The following is a 16,428-nucleotide window of genomic DNA, read 5'->3' as shown; positions in this document are numbered from 1 at the left end:
ACACCATGTGTCAGTGAAGTCCAGCCGACTCGTCTCCATCCTCCTGCTGCTCCAGACCCGCGGCCGGATGACCGCCGCCCAACTCGCCGAGGAACTGGAGGTGTCGGTGCGCACGGTCTACCGGGACGTCGAGGCGCTGAGCGCCGCCGGCGTCCCGCTGTACGGCGACGCGGGCCACGCCGGTGGCTACCGCCTCCTCGACGGCTACCGCACCCGCCTCACCGGACTCACCGCCGACGAGGCCGAGGCCCTCTTCCTCGCCGGAGCCCCCGGCCCCGCCGCCCAGCTGGGCCTCGGCTCCGTCCTGGCCGCCGCCCAGCTCAAGGTCCGCGCCGCCCTGCCGCGGGAACTGCGCCCCCACGCCGACCGGATCAGCGGCCGCTTCCACCTCGACGCACCCGGCTGGTACGCCGACGCCGACGAGACGCCGTACCTCCCCGCGGTGGCCGACGCCGTCTGGAACAGCCGCGTCCTGCACGTCCTGTACCGCCGCTGGCGTGAACCCACCGACGTGGAGCGCCGCCTGGAGCCGTACGGACTCGTCCTCAAGGCGGGTCGCTGGTACGTCGTCGCGGGCCCCGGCCCGCGTACGTACCGCGTCGACCAGATCCTCCAACTCGCCGCTGCCGAAGAGGAGTTCACCCGCCCCGAGGACTTCGACCTGGCCGCCTACTGGGCGGCGTACCAGCGGGACTTCCTCGACCGGCTCCGCCCCGGCGAGGCGGTGGTCCGGCTGGCGCCCGGCGTGACCCTCGACCGCGCCGCCAACCCCCGCACCGAGGCGGACGGCTGGACCCGGGTCACCGTCCCCATCGAGTCCGTCGACCACGCCCACGCCGAGTTCCTGCGTCTGGGCTCCGGCGTCGAGGTGCTCGAACCGCCGGAACTGCGCGCGAAGATCGCCCGGACGGTGGCCGAACTGGCCGCAAGATACGGCAACTTGAGGGCGCGCGGCGGCGACTGAGGGAACGGAACCCGTCCGTCCTCCCGAGGAGGTACGTCACGTGCAGCACCCGCGCAAGCACCGTAGACGCCGAACCGCCCTCTCCGCGACCTTCGCCGTGGCCGCCCTGGTCGCCGCCGGACTCACCACGCTGAACGGCGCCGGCACTGCCGAGGCCGCCACCGCCCGCCAGGTCGAGGCCCTCGACCGGGGCGTGGTCAGCGTCCACACGGCCGGCGGCAACCTGGTCAGCTGGCGCTGGCTGGGCACCGACCCGAACGACGTCTCCTTCAACGTCTACCGGGCCGGTACGAAGGTCAACCCGACCCCGATCACCGGCTCCACGAACTACTTCCACTCCGGCGCCCCCGAACAGGCCGACTACAGGGTCCGCGCGATCGTGAACGGCGTCGAGCAGGGCGACTCCGTGCACGCCGTCCAGTTCCGCACGGGGTACAAGGACGTCCCGATCAGCCCGCCCGCAGGCGGGACGACCCCCGACGGGGTGGCGTACACCTACGAGGCCAACGACGCCTCCGTCGGCGACCTCGACGGCGACGGCGCCCTCGACATCGTCCTCAAGTGGCAGCCCACCAACGCCAAGGACAACTCCCAGTCCGGCTACACCGGCAACACCATCGTCGACGGCATCAAGCTCGACGGCACCCGGCTGTGGCGCATCGACCTGGGCCGCAACATCCGCTCCGGCGCCCACTACACGCAGTTCCAGGTGTACGACTACGACGGCGACCGCAAGGCCGAGGTCGCCATGAAGACGGCCGACGGTACGCGGGACGGCACCGGCGCGGTGATCGGCAGTTCGTCCGCCGACCACCGCAATGCGAGCGGCTACATCCTCTCCGGGCCCGAGTACCTGACCATGTTCAACGGGCAGACCGGCAAGGCGATGGGGACGGTCGACTACGTGCCGGCCCGGGGCACGGTGTCCTCGTGGGGCGACTCGTACGGCAACCGGGTCGACCGGTTCCTGGCCGGAACCGCCTACCTGGACGGCGCCCGTCCCTCCCTCATCATGGCCCGCGGCTACTACACCCGCACGGTCATCGCCGCCTGGGACTGGCGGAACGGCACCTTCACCCGCCGCTGGACCTTCGACACCAACTCCTCCACCAACAACGGCCAGGGCTACGACGGTCAGGGCAACCACAGCCTGTCCGTCGCGGACGTCGACGCCGACGGCAAGGACGAGATCGTGTACGGCGCCATGACCGTGGACGACAACGGCTGGGGGCTGTGGACCACGAAACTGGGCCACGGCGACGCGGGCCACGTCGGGGACCTCAACCCGTCCCGCGCGGGCCTGGAGTACTTCAAGGTCTCGGAGGACTCCAGCAAGCCCGGCTCCTGGATGGCCGACGCGCGCACCGGCTCGATCCTGTGGCAGACGGCCTCGGGCGCCGACAACGGCCGCGGCGTCGCCGGTGACATCTACGCCGGCAGCGCGGGCGCCGAGTCCTGGTCCGCCTCGGACACCACTCTGCGCTCGGCGACCGGGGGCTCCCTCGGCCGGGAGCCGTCCAGCATCAACTTCCTGTCCTGGTGGGACGGCGACCCCGTCCGCGAACTCCTCGACGGCACCCGCATCGACAAGTACGGCACCTCCTCCGACACCCGCCTGCTGACCGGCTCCGGTGTCTCCTCCAACAACGGCACGAAGGCCACACCCGTCCTCTCCGGCGACATCCTCGGCGACTGGCGCGAGGAGGTCATCTGGCGCACCAGCGGCAACACCGCGCTCAGGATCTACTCGACGCCGTACGAAACGAGCACGAAGATCACGACCCTGCTCCACGACCCGATGTACCGTACGGCCCTGGCATGGCAGAACACGGCCTACAACCAGCCCCCGCACCCGAGCTTCTTCATCGGCAACGGCATGCCGACGGCGCCCCGGCCGACGGTGTACACGCCCTGAGCTGACCGACTCGCCCGACCTGGCAGCCCGGACGTAGTGACGGGCTGCCAGGTTGCTTCGCGCGCCCCAGGCCGACAGCGGCAACGCCAAGGAGCCCGCCGCCGAGAAGAGCAGCGCCGCGCCCGACGTCGCCAAGGTCGTCGACAACGCCAAGTCCAGCGACGAGTTCTTCGCCCCCGAGTCCGGCAACCGGTGGATCGGCGTGCAGTTCCAGCTCGTCAACACCGGCACCAAGGTCTACTCCGACGCTCCCGTGAACGGGGCGAAGATGACCGACGACCAGGGCCAGCAGTTCGGGGAGTGGACGCTGTAGCGGAGCACAGAGGGCGCGTGCCGTCGCCGGCCCGCGCCCTCGGGCTCGCTCAACTCACCGTGCAGCTCTGGTCGCCCAGCTTGAACGCGGTGGGCTTCGCGTTCGCCCCCGACCAGCTTCCCGTGAACCCGAAGCTCACGGACGCACCGGCCGCCACGTTGCCGTTCCAGCCGACGTTCTTCGCGGTCACCGCCGAGCCAGACTGGGTGCGCTCGGCGTTCCACAGCTGCGTGATCTGCTGACCGTCCGTGAAGGACCAGCCGAGCGACCAGCCGCTCCAGGCACTTGAACCGGTGTTGGACAGCTGTACGTCCGCCTGGAAACCGCCCGACCACTGGCTGGTGACCTTGTACGTCACCGCGCAGGCGCCGGTCGGCGTCGGGGTGGGATCGGTTCCGCCACCGCCGCCGTCTCCGCCACCGGTGTCGGACGTGTCGCCGTAGATGACGCCCCGGCCGTTCGTCGAGACGTACACCCGGCCGTACACGCGCGGATCACCCGTGATCGCCGCCCCGGTCCAACCCCACTGGTGGGCGTCGTCGTTGATACGGGTCCAGGTCGCGCCCTTGTCCGTCGACCGGAAGATGCCGCGTACGCCGCCGATCTTCGCGCTGGTGTACAGCGTCTGGTACGACGCTCCCGTCGCCGCCTTGCCGAAGCCGATCGTGTCGGCCTGCTCGACGTTCGAGAGCTTCGTGAAGCTCGTGCCGCCGTCGGTCGAGTGCCACAGCCCGTACGCCCCGTCCGTCGCACCCCCCGCCAGCCACACGTCCCCCTTCACCCCGGGCAGCGCCTTGAAGCGGACGCTGTCACCGCTCGGCAAGCCCGTCGCCGATGATGCGGTGAAGGTCGCCCCGCCGTCCGTACTGACGTAGAACTTCCCGGACTTGAAGCCGTAGAAGACCTTCGGGTCGACCCGGTCCGACTCGACGATCGCCCCCGCCGGAATGCCGCTGGAGGCCGACCAGGAGTTGCCGAAGCCCGTCGTGTACTGCACCCCCGTACCGGCGGGGCTCCACACGAACCGGCTGCCGTCCGCCGCCGCGGCCACGGTGCCGCCCTCGCTGACGCCCGAAGGGTCCGTCCCCGCAAACCAGTTGGCGCCGTTGTCCGTCGAGAACGCGATGTGCGGGCCGGAGTCGAGATTGCCGACCCGGACGACCGTGTCGGGGTTGGACTCGGCGTAGTCCAGGCTCGTCGTCGTGGTGAAGTTCGGCTGCGTGAACATCATCGACGGCACTTTGGTGAGGTCCGTGTGCCGGAAGCCGCCGATGTCACCGAGGGCGCTCAGGAGCGGGGCGCCCGACGAGGGAGAGGCGAGGTCGTTGACGGCCGTCTCCTCCAGGCCCTGCACCATCGGTTTGATGGTGAACTGACTTCCGCTGTCCCACTTCGTCAGATCCTCGGTGCCGTAGATCGTCGCGCCCGTCCCGTACATCATCCGGTTCGAGTCGAACGGGTCGATCTCCAGCGCCTCCGTCATCCACCCCAGCTTCGGCGTCTGCTCGGGCGGCGACGGGTTCGCGCCCCAGGTCAGCCACGGCGACGACGAGACGTCCATCGTGTAGCGGTTGGCGCGGTTGGGATGCGACGTGTAGTCCCAGGCCTTCGTCCAGGTGCCGCCGCTGTCCGTCGAGCGGAAGATCTGCGTGTCCGGCCACCAGGAGCTGTACGCCGTCGCCATCACCGTGCCGGGCTTCTGCCGGTCGACGGTCAGGCCGGCGAAGCCGTAGTACGTGTCGGCCTCGGCGACCGGGCTGATGTCCGTCCAGGTGCCGCTCGCCGTCGCGTACCGCCACAGCCGGCCCTTGCCGCCGTCGTACGGCCCGCCCTTGTCGCTGTAGGCGAGGTAGAGGTAGCCGTTCGTCGCGTCCAGCACGCCCTTGTGGGCCAGGTATCCCGTCGGCTGCCCGGCGACCCGCGACCAGGTCGCGCCCGCGTCCGTCGACCGGTACACCGCGTTGTCCTTGTCGGCCACCCCGACGTAGATCGTCTTCGTCGCGTTCCCGGACGTCCCCGTGGACTCGTCGAAGGTGACCCAGACGATCCCCTGGTTGTCGCCGGCGTACCCGCTCGTGTCGCTCGGATCCTGCACGTAGTTACCGACGTTGGGGAAGTTCCCCACCTGCGACCAGCTCACCCCGGAGTCGGTCGAGCGCCACAGCCCCTTGCCGCTGGGGGCGCCCAGATACAGCACGCTGTTCTTGTTCGGGTCGACCGCCAGCCGCTCACCCATGCCGCGGCCCGGCATGTTGCCGCCCAGCTTGAACGGCAGGTCGGTCTTCTGCCAGCCGGCGCCGCGGTCGGAGGAGCGCATGACCGCGCCGTTCTTCGGGTCCCAGCTGTTGGTGTACGTCCCGACCGCCGCGTACACCTTGTCCGGGTCCACGGAGTCGGACGCCATGCTCACCACACCCGTGTGCCCCCAGTCGTCCCAGCCGACCGAGTCCAGCAGCGGCGTCCACGTCTTCGTCGACTCCTGCCAGCGGTAGGCGCCGCCGATGTCGGTGCGGGCGTAGGCGAGGTTCTTCTCGGTCCGGTTGAAGACGATGCCGGGGACGAAACCCCCGCCGTCGATGCGGGCGTTCTTCCAGGCGTAGGTGTCGGCGCTGATCGACACGTCCTTCGCGGCGTCGGCGGCCAGCGCGGGCGGGGTGCCCGCGAGCAGCCCGGCCGCGAGGGCCAGCGCGGCGGTGAGGATGCGGGTTCTTCGCACGGTGGGGTCCTTCCTTGGAGAGGAACGCGCGACGACCGGGCGGCCCCCAGTGCGGGAGGGGGCCGCCCGGCGGTTCGGCCTCGCCGTCAGGTGACGAGACCACGTACGCGGAGCTTTCAAGCGGTTCCGAGGAAACGCCGTGCTTGGGAGCGCCCTTAAGGGGCGCGGGGAACTGCGCGACCAGCCACAACGGACCCGCAGACAAGTCACGGCCCAACCCGCGGAGCGCCCGGCGGGGACTATTCGAGAAGCTCCGCGTACGAACCCATGGCCAAGGCAATGTCCGCCTGGGCCCAGAACCGGTGATACGTGAACGACGGCGCCGCCCCGCCCGCGAGATACGCCTCGATCTTCGACCAGGCCGGGTCGTCCTTGTAGAACGAGCGGATCGAGTCGAAGGTCGACGACGAGTTGATCGCGTCACCGTTCGGCATGGTGCCGGTCCAGCCGCTCGGGACGTAGATCCCGTCGTCGAAGCGGTTGTAGTCGGCGCGGGTCTCCGGGACGGCGATACCGAGATCGTCCTGGTGGTTGTCCCACATGCCGTCCAGCAACGCCTTGGCCGTCGTCGCGGCCTCGGTGTCACCGGAGCGGTCGGCGTAGTACGTCAGGGTCTTGGCGTACGCGGCCGCCACACCGACGTCGTTGGTGTAGTCGGCGACGGTGACGTGAAGTCCGTTGTTCGCGCCCGGACTTGACGGGTTCCAGGTGTCGGGCTGGCCCGACCACTGGAGCGTCGACGGGATCCGGAAGGTGCCGTCCGGGTTCACGGTCGTCTCGGACAGCGCCCAGTCGACCCACTTGTCGAGGACGGTCTTCGCGGCCGCGTTCCCCGTCTGCTGGTAGTACTCGGCCACCCGCTCCATCGACCACGCCTGGAAGCCGAACCACTGGTTGGACGGCGGGTCGTGGTAGACGGGCTGCTGGTCGTAGTACATGCCGTAGAAGGTCGACTTGCCGGCCGGCGGTGTCGCGTACCGGCCCGCCCAGCTGTTGGTCGCACCGCCCGCGATCGCGCCCTCACTGGACTGCAGCCAGCGATAGAACTCGACCTGCCGCTCCAGCGACTTGGCCCAGTCCGCCTGTCCCGTGGCCGACTTGGGCTTCAGGTCGGCGTAGTTGGCCAGGGCGTACGCGGCCATCGGGTTCTGGTAGCCGCCGTGCGCGTGGCTGGAGCCGATGCGCCAGGCCCAGCCCGCCGAGGTGTCGGTGGCGCCGCCCCAGGCGTAGTACCAGGAGAGCAGATAGTGCGAGGCGTCCTTGCCGGTGCCCGCCGGGCAGCTGGAGGCGCCCACACAGTTGCCGACCTTCTTGAAGTACTTGTCGTACATCGCGTAGCGCAGGTAGTCGCCCATCTTCGCGGCCTTGGCCACGGTCGCGGAGATGTCGCCGCCCTTGCCCTGCTCGTCGGCCCACTTGTCGGCCCAGTACGCGGCCTGCACCGCACGGGCGTCGGCGTCCGGGGCGTTGGTGAACTTCCACTGCTTGGCGTAGGAGGCGTCACCGGTGAACAGGTCCAGGTAGCCGTTGGTTCCGCCGTACTTGAAGGCGTCGCAGGTCGGCTGCGGCACCGTCTCCCACACCGACTCCTGCGCGCCGCGCTGGAAGGTGTTGATGTACGACGGCCCGGTGTCCGTCGGACCGGCCTCGCACTTGCCCGGCGAGTTGCCGAAACCGTAGGTGTTGTCGACGTCCTGCAGCCAGTGCATACCGTAGACATCGTCCGTACCGTATGCGGTCTTCAGTTCCCCGGCGATCGGATCCGAGCCGACCGGGACCGCCGCGTCGAGCTTCGCCGGGTACTCGTTCGGGGTGTCCAGCTCGGGCGCGTACGTCGCCGGCTTCGAGGCGTTGTAGAAGGAGTTGGTCGGCTGGTCGGCGTGGGTCGGGATCATGTACTTCTCCATGATCTCCCAGGCGCCGTTGAACTTGGTCCAGTCGCCCGTGACCTTGCCGTACATCGCCTGCAGCCAGAGAAGGTAGCTGTAGGCCTCGGACGTCGTCTCGTGACCGTGGTCCGGTGCCTCGACGATCAGCGTCTCGACCGAGTGGTAAGGGATGCCCTCGGGGGAGAAGTAGCCGTTCGCCGGGTTGGTGATCTTGCCGTACAGCTCCAGGAAGCGGGCGTCGTACGCCTTCGTCGCCGCGATCTGGGTCACCGTGACCGACGCCTTCGCGTGCCCGTTGGCCGTCGACTCGAAGGTCGCCGCGCCGGTGCCGGAGTTGTCGGCGGTGATGGTCACCTGTCGCGCGGTGTTCCAGTTCGACGGGGTGAAGGTGAGCGAGGCGCCGCCGGTCACCGACAGACCCGAGTTGCCGCTCGCGCGGGCGGTCGTGACGGTCACGTTGGACGACGGCTGGGTCGACAGCTTGACGTCGTACGAGGCCGACTTGCCCTGTTGAACGGGGAGTTGGGTCTGCGAGGCCACCACGGCGGGACCCGAGGCGACCGTGATGCCGACCGGCGTCGACTCCGCGGACGCGCCCAGACTGTCGTACGCCTTCGCGAGCAGGGAATGACTGCCCACGGTCAAACTTGAGACCGAGAGCGAGTACGGCGCCGTCGTGTCCGTGCTCAGCAGGGTGGTGTTGTCGTAGAACTCGACCTTGCTGATGGTCGCGTCGTCAGCGGCCGCGGCGGTGGCTGCGAGCGGGACGGCGTCGCCCTGCGAATAGACGGCGCCCGCCGCCGGGCTGGTCAGCACGGTGATGGGGGGTTGGTGGGCGCCGGTGCAGGAGGTGCCGTTGATCGCGAAGTTCGTCGGAGCGGCGTTGGCGCCGCTGTAGGTGAACTGCGCGCCGGTGGTGACCGCGGCTCCGGCGGCGACCCTGCCGTTGTAGCCGGCGTCCTTCACCGTGATCGACTGGCCGGACTGGGACCAGGTGCCGTTCCAGCCGTTGCTGAGCTTCTGATTGCCCGCGTAGCCGTACGTCAGGGTCCAGCCGTCGATGACCTCCGTACCGCGGTTGGTGATCGTCAGCTCCGCGGTGAAGCCGGAGCCCCAGTCATTGGTCTTGTAGTCGACACTGCACTGAACTGTCGCCGCCTGAGCGGGTGTCGAACCCGTGCTCAGCATCGTCAAGGGAAGCGCCAGGGCCGCGGCGACGGCCGTCCACAACCGTCGTACGGTTCTGCGTCTGCGTGGGGGATGCACGTGCTGGTTCCTCCTTGCGGCTCGGAGAAGTCAAGGCTTGAACCAGTGGGAGCGCTCCCATAGTGGGGACGGGGGTGCAAGGGGTCAAGGTGCTTGAAGAGTCGAAAAGATTCGACGGATTTAGTTGAGGGAAAGTCAGCGACTCCTCTGTCCTTTACCGACACTTGGCGCTAGCTTCATTGACACCAGTGGGAGCGATTCCATCAGTCGACGCGTCCGTCACGGCGCGCCTGATCTGCAAGGAGTCGCTCATGCGACACCCCCCGCGTTCAGTACTTTTAGCCGTCACCGGCGCGACCGCCCTCATCGGGGCCGTGACGGTGCCGGTGGTCACGGCGCAGGGAGCCACACCCGCCTGCACGGTGGAGTACTCCGTCACCAGTCAGTGGGACAGCGGCTTCCAGGGTGCCGTGGAGATCACCAACAACACGGCCGCCGTGAGCAGTTGGAGCCTGACTTTCGACTTCGCGGGCGGCCAGAAGGTCACCCAGGGCTGGAACGCCAAGTGGTCCCAGTCCGGTACGACGGTGACCGCGGCCAACGAGAGCTGGAACGGCGCGCTCGGGACCGGCGTGAGTGTCAGCGCCGGGTTCATCGCGTCCTGGTCGGGGAGTAACGCCGTACCGACGGCGTTCAAGCTCAACGGCACCAGCTGCAATGTCGACGCCGAACCGTCGCCCACCGATCCGACGGACCCCACGGACCCCACGGATCCGACCGATCCGACGGGCCCCGGTGACGGCACGGCGCCGGCCCTGCACGTCTCCGGGAACAAGCTCGTGGACGCCGACGGCACCACCCGTCGCCTGCTCGGCGTCAACCGTTCCGGCGGCGAGTTCATGTGCGTCCAGGGCTACGGCATCTGGGACGGTCCCGTCGACGACGCCGCCATCAAGGCGATCGCCGACTGGAACGCCAACACCGTCCGCATTCCGCTGAACGAGGAGTGCTGGCTGGGCCTGTCCCACATCAAGCCCGAGTACGGCGGCGCGAACTACATCAACGCCGTCAAGGACCTGGTCGCCCGAGTGAAGGCGCACGGCATGACGCCGATGCTAGAACTCCACTGGTCCTGGGGCCAGTACACCGGCAACTCGGCGGGCTGCTCCGACGTGCACGCCAGCTGTCAGAAGCCGATGCCCAACATGCAGTACACACCGGCGTTCTGGGCGTCGGTCGCCAGTACCTTCAAGGACGACCCCACCGTCGTCTTCGACCTGTTCAACGAGCCCTATCCCGACCGCGCGACGTCCACGACCACCCAGGCGTGGCAGTGCTGGCGGGACGGCGGCACCTGTCCCGGCATCGGGTACGAGGTCGCCGGCATGCAGGATCTCGTCGACGCCGTACGGGACACCGGTGCCGACAACCTGATCCTGCTCGGCGGGCTCGCGTACTCGAACGACCTGAGCCAGTGGCTGACGTACAAGCCCACCGACCCGGCGGGCAATCTCGCCGCGGCATGGCACGTCTACAACTTCAACACCTGCGCGAACGAGAGCTGCTGGAACTCCACGCTCGCCCCCGTCGCGGCCCAAGTGCCGCTGGTGGCGGGGGAGATCGGGGAGAACACCTGCGCACACTCGTTCATCGACCAGGTCATGAAGTGGTTCGACGACCGCGGCCTGTCCTACCTGGGCTGGACCTGGAACACCTGGAACTGCAACTCCGGGCCCGCCCTGATCTCCAGTTACGACGGAACTCCCACGTCGTACGGCACAGGGCTGCGTGATCATCTGCGCGCCCTCGACGGATAACCCCTCTCACCCCTCACGGAGAAGGAACCCGCACTCATGAGTCGTACCAGAACAGCGATGCTCGCCGCCCTGGCGCTGGTCGCCGGGTCCTCGGGAACCGCGCTCGCCGCGGCCGTCCCCGCGGACGTCGGCACGGCCGCCGTACCCTGCACCGTCGACTACAAGGTGCAGAACCAGTGGGACACCGGCTTCACCGCCGCCGTGACCGTCACCAACAGCGGCGCCGCCAAGTCCAACTGGTCGGTGAAGTGGTCGTACGCCGGAAACCAGAAGGTCACCAACGGCTGGAACGCCAAGATCAGCCAGAGCGGCGCGGCCGTCACCGCCACCAACGAGACCTACAACGGGACACTGTCGACGGGCGGTTCGGTCAGCTTCGGCTTCCAGGGCACCTACAGCGGCACCAACGCCATCCCGGCCACCTTCACCCTCGACGGCGTGACCTGCAACGTCGACGGCGGCGGCGGCCCCACGGACCCGCCCGACCCCGACCCCGGCCCCACCGGGCCGAAGGCCGACAACCCGTACTCCGGCGCCAAGGTGTACGTGAACCCGGAGTGGTCCGCCAACGCCGCCGCCGAGCCGGGCGGCAGTCGCATCGCCAACCAGCCCACCGGCGTCTGGCTGGACCGGACCGCCGCGATCAACGGCGTCGGCGGCAAGATGGGCCTGCGCGCCCACCTCGACGAGGCCCTGAAGCAGAAGGGCAGCGGCGAGCTCGTCGTCCAGCTGGTGATCTACAACCTGCCGGGCCGCGACTGCGCCGCGCTCGCCTCCAACGGTGAGCTCGGGCCGACGGAGATCGACAAGTACAAGACGCAGTACATCGACCCGATCGCCGCGATCCTCGCCGATCCCAAGTATGCCTCGCTGCGGATCGTCAACACGGTCGAACTCGACTCGCTGCCGAACCTCGTCACCAACGTCTCGCCGCGGGTCACGGCCACCCCGAACTGCGACACGATGAAGGCCAACGGCAACTACGTCAAGGGTGTCGGCTACGCGCTGAACAAGCTCGGTGACATCGCCAACGTCTACAACTACGTGGACGCCGGGCACCACGGCTGGCTCGGCTGGGACGACAACTTCTCGGCGAGCGTCCAGTTGATCAAGCAGGCCGCGACGGCCGAAGGCGCCACCGTCAACGACGTGGCCGGTTTCATCACCAACACCGCCAACTACAGCGCGCTGAAGGAGCAGTACTTCACCATCAGCGACTCCGTGAACGGCAAGTCGGTGCGCGAGTCGAAGTGGGTGGACTGGAACCGCTACGTCGACGAGCTCTCCTACGCCCAGGCCTTCCGGGCGGAGGCCGTGAACCAGGGCTTCCCCTCGGGCGTCGGCATGCTGATCGACACCTCCCGCAACGGCTGGGGCGGCAGTGCCCGGCCGACCGGTCCGGGCGCCATGACGGACGTGGACACCTACGTCAACGGCGGTCGCATCGACCGGCGCATCAACACCGGCAACTGGTGCAACCAGTCCGGAGCCGGTCTCGGCGAGCGCCCGCAGGCCTCCCCGGCGGCCGGGATCGACGCCTACGTGTGGATGAAGCCCCCGGGTGAGTCCGACGGCGCCAGCAGCGCGATCCCGAACGACGAGGGCAAGGGCTTCGACCGGATGTGCGACCCGACGTATACCGGCAACCCGCGCAACAACAACAACATGTCCGGCGCCCTGGCGAACGCCCCGCTGTCCGGCCACTGGTTCTCGGCGCAGTTCCAGCAGCTCATGCAGAACGCGTACCCGCCGCTGTCGTGACGCGGTGAATCCGCGGTCCGCCGGGGTCAGCTCTCTCGGGACAGGCCCCGGCGGATCGCGAACTCCGCCACCGAGTAGTCGCCGTCGGCCCGCTCCAGCTCGTACGGCACCGCCGTGTGCAGGGGCGGTTGCGCCATGAAGCGGGGCCGGGTGCCGTGGTGGGGCTGGGCGGCGTGGACCAGGAAGGGGTGGCACAGGTAGACGTCGCCGGGGCTGCCGGTGGCGTGGGCGAGGGGGCGGTGCGCGGAGGCCTCGGCGACCTTCGGGCCGAGTTCCAGGAAGGAGGCGCCGGCCTCGCCGTACGGTTCCAGGACCGGCGGTACGTCGAGATGGGAGCCGACCCGGATACGGGTCGGGGCGTCGTCCTCGGTGACCTCGCTGAACAGGAACAGCATCAGCAGCGCACGGTCCTTCGAGCGCACGTTCGTGTGCGGGTGCTCGGCGCCTTCGGGGACGTAGCTGGCCTCGATGTGCCAGCCCGCGTCGTCCGGTTCCTCCTCGTGCGGGAACCGCAGCGGGAAACTGCCCAGCGAGTAGCGCGACTGCCAGCGGCCCTCACCCACCAGCACATCGAAGGCCTCGTGCAGGGCGGGGGTGTTCACGGCGGCCGCGAAGGGGCCCTGCGCCATGTCGTACACCCAGTGCACGGGGTCCTTCCAGGTGTCCGGATCCTCCGGGTCGCACCCCGTCTCCCGCCACAGCAGCCGCGCGCAGTGCTCGGCGACGCGCGGCGGAAAGGCGCCCTCGATCTTCACGAACCCGTCTTCGAGGAAGCGTCTCACCATCTCGTCGTCCATCGGGCCATCGTGGGTGATCGGTCATGCGGGCCGCATCCCATTTTCGCCGCCGCTTTTTGCCGCCGCTTTTTGCCGTTGCGGCAACGACAGTGGCCCCGCGACGGTGCGTCGGCGCACGCTGGCCCCATCCGAAGGAGAGGCTGACGAGCATGGCGCACCACCACCACGGAGACCACCAGGCCGGTCACCATCACCCTCACCACGACCACACCGACATCGACTGGAACGAGATGGCCCCGCTGCTAGAGGCGCAGGCGGAGCTGTTCACGCCCCTGTACGAGCACGCCATGGCCTGGCTGGCCAAGTGGCAGACCGAGCCCGGGCTGATCGTGGACGTGGGCAGCGGACCCGGTGTGGTCGCCTGTCTGTTCGCCGACACCTTCCCCGGCGCGCGGATCGTCGCCGTCGACGGATCCGCACCGCTCCTCGATCGGGCCCGGGCGCGGGCCGAGCGACTCGGCGTCGCCGACCGCTTCGGCACCCTTGCCGGTGAACTCCCGGGCGTCCTCGCTGACTTGGACTACCCGGCCGATCTGCTCTGGGCGAGCCGCAGCCTGCACCACCTCGGCGACCAGCGTGCCGCCCTCGCCGCGTTCGCCGCCCGCCTCACGCCCGGCGGCACCCTGGCCCTCCAGGAGGGCGGCCTGCCGGCCCGGTTCCTGCCGCGCGACCTCGGCTTCGGGCGTCCCGGCTTGCAGGCGCGCCTCGACGCGCTGGAGGAGGAGTGGTTCGCCGCGATGCGCGCGGACCTGCCCGGCTCCGTCGCCGAGACCGAGGACTGGCCGGCGCTGCTCGCCTCCGTCGGCCTCAGGCCCACCGGAACCCGCACCTTCCTCCTCGACCTGCCCGCCCCGACCACGGACCGGGCCCGCGCCTACGTCGTCGCCTCCCTGACCCGCACCCGCGAGGGCCTCGGCGACCACCTCGACGCCGATGACCGCGCGACGCTCGACCAGCTCCTCGACCCGGACGACAAGGCGAGCGTGCACCACCGGCCGGACGTGTTCGTCCTGGCGGCGCAGACGGTGTACACGGCGGTACGGACGAAGTGAGCCTTGACTTCGAGAACTCCTCCAAGTGATGGAATCCCCGTCGTCCGGACGAGACGGGCCGTCACCGGCCGCGGCGAGGCGCGGCTGCGGGGCTTCGCCGAGGAACTCGGCGATCCGGAGGGCCTGTTGACGATCGTGGGGAACGCGGCCGAGTACGGCGACGTACAGGCGCTCATCCGCGCCTCCATCGACGCCCTCAAGGAGACCCGCAGCCGGATCGTCCTCGTCGGAAGCGTCGCCGGGTTCGTGCCGGGGCCGGGCAACATCTACGGGGCGACGATGGGGATCCCCCGCTCGATCGAGCGGGGGGATCCGAGAGTGGGGGAGGGCGGTGTCGGCGTGACCACATCGCGCCCGGCCGCGTCGAGACACCGTTCTGGGACAGCTACGGCAGCCTGCCGCCGGGGCATCTGCTGACCGCCGACCAGATCGCCGACTCGGTGGTGTGGGTCATCCGGCAGCCGGACGGCGTCGACGTCAACACCGTCGTCGTGCGGCCGCTCGGCCAGCCCAACTGACGTACGGGCAGCCTCAGTTGTCCCGGATGAACTCCCGCGCCAGCCGCTCGCCCAGCGAGACCGCCGCGCTGTGGCTCTCGATGGGCGAGACGCGGGAGTCCTCGAAGAGGATGTACGTCACGCCGGAGGCGGTGCCGCCGGTCGCCGGGTCGGGGTCGATGCCGAGTGCCTCGGCGGCGGCGTAGGAGGCCTCGCCGATGACCTCCTGAGGGCCGGTGTCGCCGACGACGGCGTACAGGACCTGGTCGTCATGGATGACGGCGACCACGCTGCCGCCCTCGATGCCCGCCGCGGAGTGGTCCCAGATGTCGCTGATCCTGGGGACGACGACATACGGCAGCGTCTCGGAGCGTAGCGGCAGGCCGTCGGACTGGTGGAAGGCCGTGTCGGGCTGGAACCAGGGGTCGGTGTCCTCGTTGCACTCGTCGGTGCGCTGCCCGTCGCAGTCGATGTCCATGTCGGCCGTCCAGAAGACGGCGCCGTGCCTGCCGCACACGGGGACGGTGGCCGAGGTGCCCTCGTCGGTGCGGTACTTGCCGTGGGAGATCTGCGAGCAGGACGTCACCTTCGCGAGCAGGTCGGCCGCGCTGACCGAACCCTCCCGGGCGGACGGCGGTCGTGACGTGCCGGAGGCGCTCGCGGGGAACAGTCCGGCGGCGAGCAGCGCGGCGACGGAGGCCGCGGCGAGGGTCAGTGTTCGGATGCGCACTGGGGAAAGGGCCTCTCTTCCAACTCTTCTTCACAGGTCTATTAGGAAACTTTCCTGACTTGTGCTGATTGCGACGCAATGACCCCAATAGAAGACTGGGCATGCCGAAGATTTCGGATGTGGGCCCGGATTTCCGGGAGGTGTCATGTTCGTACGCGCCATCTACACGACCGGCGATCCCGCGAAGATCGACACGGCCATCAGGGCGATGAACACAGAGGGGCGGGACCTGTTGGAAGACCGTCCGGGGTACCGCGGAGCAAGTGTCTTCGTGGACCGGGCGCTCGGGAAGCTGCTCGCGGCGAGCTGGTGGGAGTCGGAGGAGGACCGGCGCAACAGCGACGAGGTGTTGCGCGAGCGGCGGGCGGCCATGCTGGAGCCGTTCGCGGGGACACTGGCGGTCTTCAACTACGAGGCGCTGGTCTTCCATCAGGTCAGGCAGCCGCAGGCGGGCGGTGGACTACGGCTCACCAGGCTGGAGTTCGACCCCATGGACGCCGACCTGCTCGCCGACACGTTCCGCGCGACGGTGGTGCCCAAGCTGGACACCCTCGCGGGGCTGGCCCGGGCGTCGCTGATGGTCGACCGGGAGCGGGGCCGGGGGATGGTGGGAGCGATCTTCGTCGACCAGGCGTCCCTGGCGGCGTCCCGCGCGGGCCAGGCGGCGGCCCGGCACGAGGGTGCGGCCAAGGCGCATGTGTCCGTGACCGGGCTGGAGGAGTTCGAGGTCGTCTTCACCGACGTGCGCGGCGACTGAGGCGCCCCCTGCGC

11 protein-coding genes and 1 pseudogene are annotated in these 16,428 nt (G+C 69.4%); 8 read left to right on the top strand and 4 right to left on the bottom strand.

Annotated elements, in window-relative coordinates; genetic code table 11:
• Window positions 1-13 precede the first annotated feature (13 nt).
• From QQM39_RS05560 to QQM39_RS05550, 3 genes are read left to right on the top strand one after another with little or no spacing between them, the layout of a single operon-like run.
• Window positions 14-964 (top strand): YafY family protein, encoded by a 951-nt coding sequence (locus QQM39_RS05560; RefSeq protein ID WP_301995501.1) that lies wholly within the window; start codon window positions 14-16, stop codon window positions 962-964.
• A gap of 40 nt (window positions 965-1,004) precedes the next feature.
• Complete coding sequence (locus tag QQM39_RS05555) at window positions 1,005-2,879, top strand: rhamnogalacturonan lyase (protein ID WP_301995500.1); 1,875 nt, start codon at window positions 1,005-1,007, stop codon at window positions 2,877-2,879.
• A 52-nt stretch (window positions 2,880-2,931) separates the two neighbouring features.
• Window positions 2,932-3,192, top strand: coding sequence for a hypothetical protein (locus tag QQM39_RS05550; RefSeq protein WP_301995499.1), 261 nt, complete (start codon window positions 2,932-2,934; stop codon window positions 3,190-3,192).
• Between the two features lie 49 nt (window positions 3,193-3,241).
• Here the strand turns inward: QQM39_RS05550 and QQM39_RS05545 are convergent, their stop codons facing one another.
• A complete protein-coding gene (locus QQM39_RS05545; RefSeq protein WP_301995498.1) occupies window positions 3,242-5,908 on the bottom strand; it encodes a cellulose binding domain-containing protein in 2,667 nt (888 codons plus the stop codon).
• Window positions 5,909-6,147: 239 nt separating this feature from the next.
• Entirely contained in the window at window positions 6,148-9,063 is a 2,916-nt protein-coding gene (locus QQM39_RS05540) for a glycoside hydrolase family 48 protein (protein ID WP_301995497.1), read from the bottom strand.
• A 251-nt stretch (window positions 9,064-9,314) separates the two neighbouring features.
• Here QQM39_RS05540 and QQM39_RS05535 point away from each other — a divergent pair, with 251 nt between their 5' ends.
• Both QQM39_RS05535 and QQM39_RS05530 read left to right on the top strand, forming a co-directional pair.
• Window positions 9,315-10,820 carry a cellulase family glycosylhydrolase gene (locus QQM39_RS05535; protein ID WP_301995496.1) on the top strand — a complete coding sequence of 502 codons (1,506 nt, stop codon included), beginning with the start codon at window positions 9,315-9,317 and terminating at the stop codon, window positions 10,818-10,820.
• Between the two features lie 36 nt (window positions 10,821-10,856).
• Window positions 10,857-12,581, top strand: a complete 1,725-nt coding sequence (locus tag QQM39_RS05530; RefSeq protein ID WP_301995495.1) for a glycoside hydrolase family 6 protein — start codon at window positions 10,857-10,859, stop codon at window positions 12,579-12,581.
• Window positions 12,582-12,607: 26 nt separating this feature from the next.
• On the opposite strand, the gene QQM39_RS05525 is transcribed toward QQM39_RS05530, so the two are convergent.
• Entirely contained in the window at window positions 12,608-13,378 is a 771-nt protein-coding gene (locus QQM39_RS05525; protein WP_301995494.1) for a phytanoyl-CoA dioxygenase family protein, read from the bottom strand.
• A gap of 149 nt (window positions 13,379-13,527) precedes the next feature.
• Here QQM39_RS05525 and QQM39_RS05520 point away from each other — a divergent pair, with 149 nt between their 5' ends.
• Together QQM39_RS05520 and QQM39_RS05515 are read left to right on the top strand one after the other, a co-directional pair.
• Window positions 13,528-14,430 carry a trans-aconitate 2-methyltransferase gene (locus QQM39_RS05520; RefSeq protein ID WP_301995493.1) on the top strand — a complete coding sequence of 301 codons (903 nt, stop codon included), beginning with the start codon at window positions 13,528-13,530 and terminating at the stop codon, window positions 14,428-14,430.
• A 57-nt stretch (window positions 14,431-14,487) separates the two neighbouring features.
• Window positions 14,488-14,948 (top strand): annotated as a pseudogene (locus QQM39_RS05515) (short-chain dehydrogenase); the annotation flags it as partial.
• Window positions 14,949-14,961: 13 nt separating this feature from the next.
• Here QQM39_RS05515 and QQM39_RS05510 read toward each other — a convergent pair.
• A complete protein-coding gene (locus tag QQM39_RS05510; protein WP_301995492.1) occupies window positions 14,962-15,657 on the bottom strand; it encodes a glycoside hydrolase family 75 protein in 696 nt (231 codons plus the stop codon).
• A 145-nt stretch (window positions 15,658-15,802) separates the two neighbouring features.
• Here QQM39_RS05510 and QQM39_RS05505 point away from each other — a divergent pair, with 145 nt between their 5' ends.
• On the top strand, window positions 15,803-16,414 hold the full coding sequence (locus QQM39_RS05505; RefSeq protein WP_301995491.1) for a hypothetical protein: 612 nt from the start codon (window positions 15,803-15,805) through the stop codon (window positions 16,412-16,414).
• Window positions 16,415-16,428: the final 14 nt, after the last annotated feature.

Source organism: Streptomyces sp. DT2A-34 (assembly GCF_030499515.1).
Classification (GTDB): Bacteria; Actinomycetota; Actinomycetes; order Streptomycetales; family Streptomycetaceae; genus Streptomyces.
This window is presented reverse-complemented; position numbering and strand designations above follow the sequence as displayed.

Excerpts from the sequence above, each read along its gene's own strand:
- QQM39_RS05535 (WP_301995496.1), top strand. The coding sequence starts at position 9,315 with ATGCGACACCCCCCGCGTTCAGTACTTTTAGCCGTCACCGGCGCGACC.
- QQM39_RS05530 (WP_301995495.1), top strand. The coding sequence starts at position 10,857 with ATGAGTCGTACCAGAACAGCGATGCTCGCCGCCCTGGCGCTGGTCGCC.
- QQM39_RS05525 (WP_301995494.1), bottom strand. The coding sequence starts at position 13,378 with ATGGACGACGAGATGGTGAGACGCTTCCTCGAAGACGGGTTCGTGAAG.
- QQM39_RS05520 (WP_301995493.1), top strand. The coding sequence starts at position 13,528 with ATGGCGCACCACCACCACGGAGACCACCAGGCCGGTCACCATCACCCT.
- QQM39_RS05505 (WP_301995491.1), top strand. The coding sequence starts at position 15,803 with ATGTTCGTACGCGCCATCTACACGACCGGCGATCCCGCGAAGATCGAC.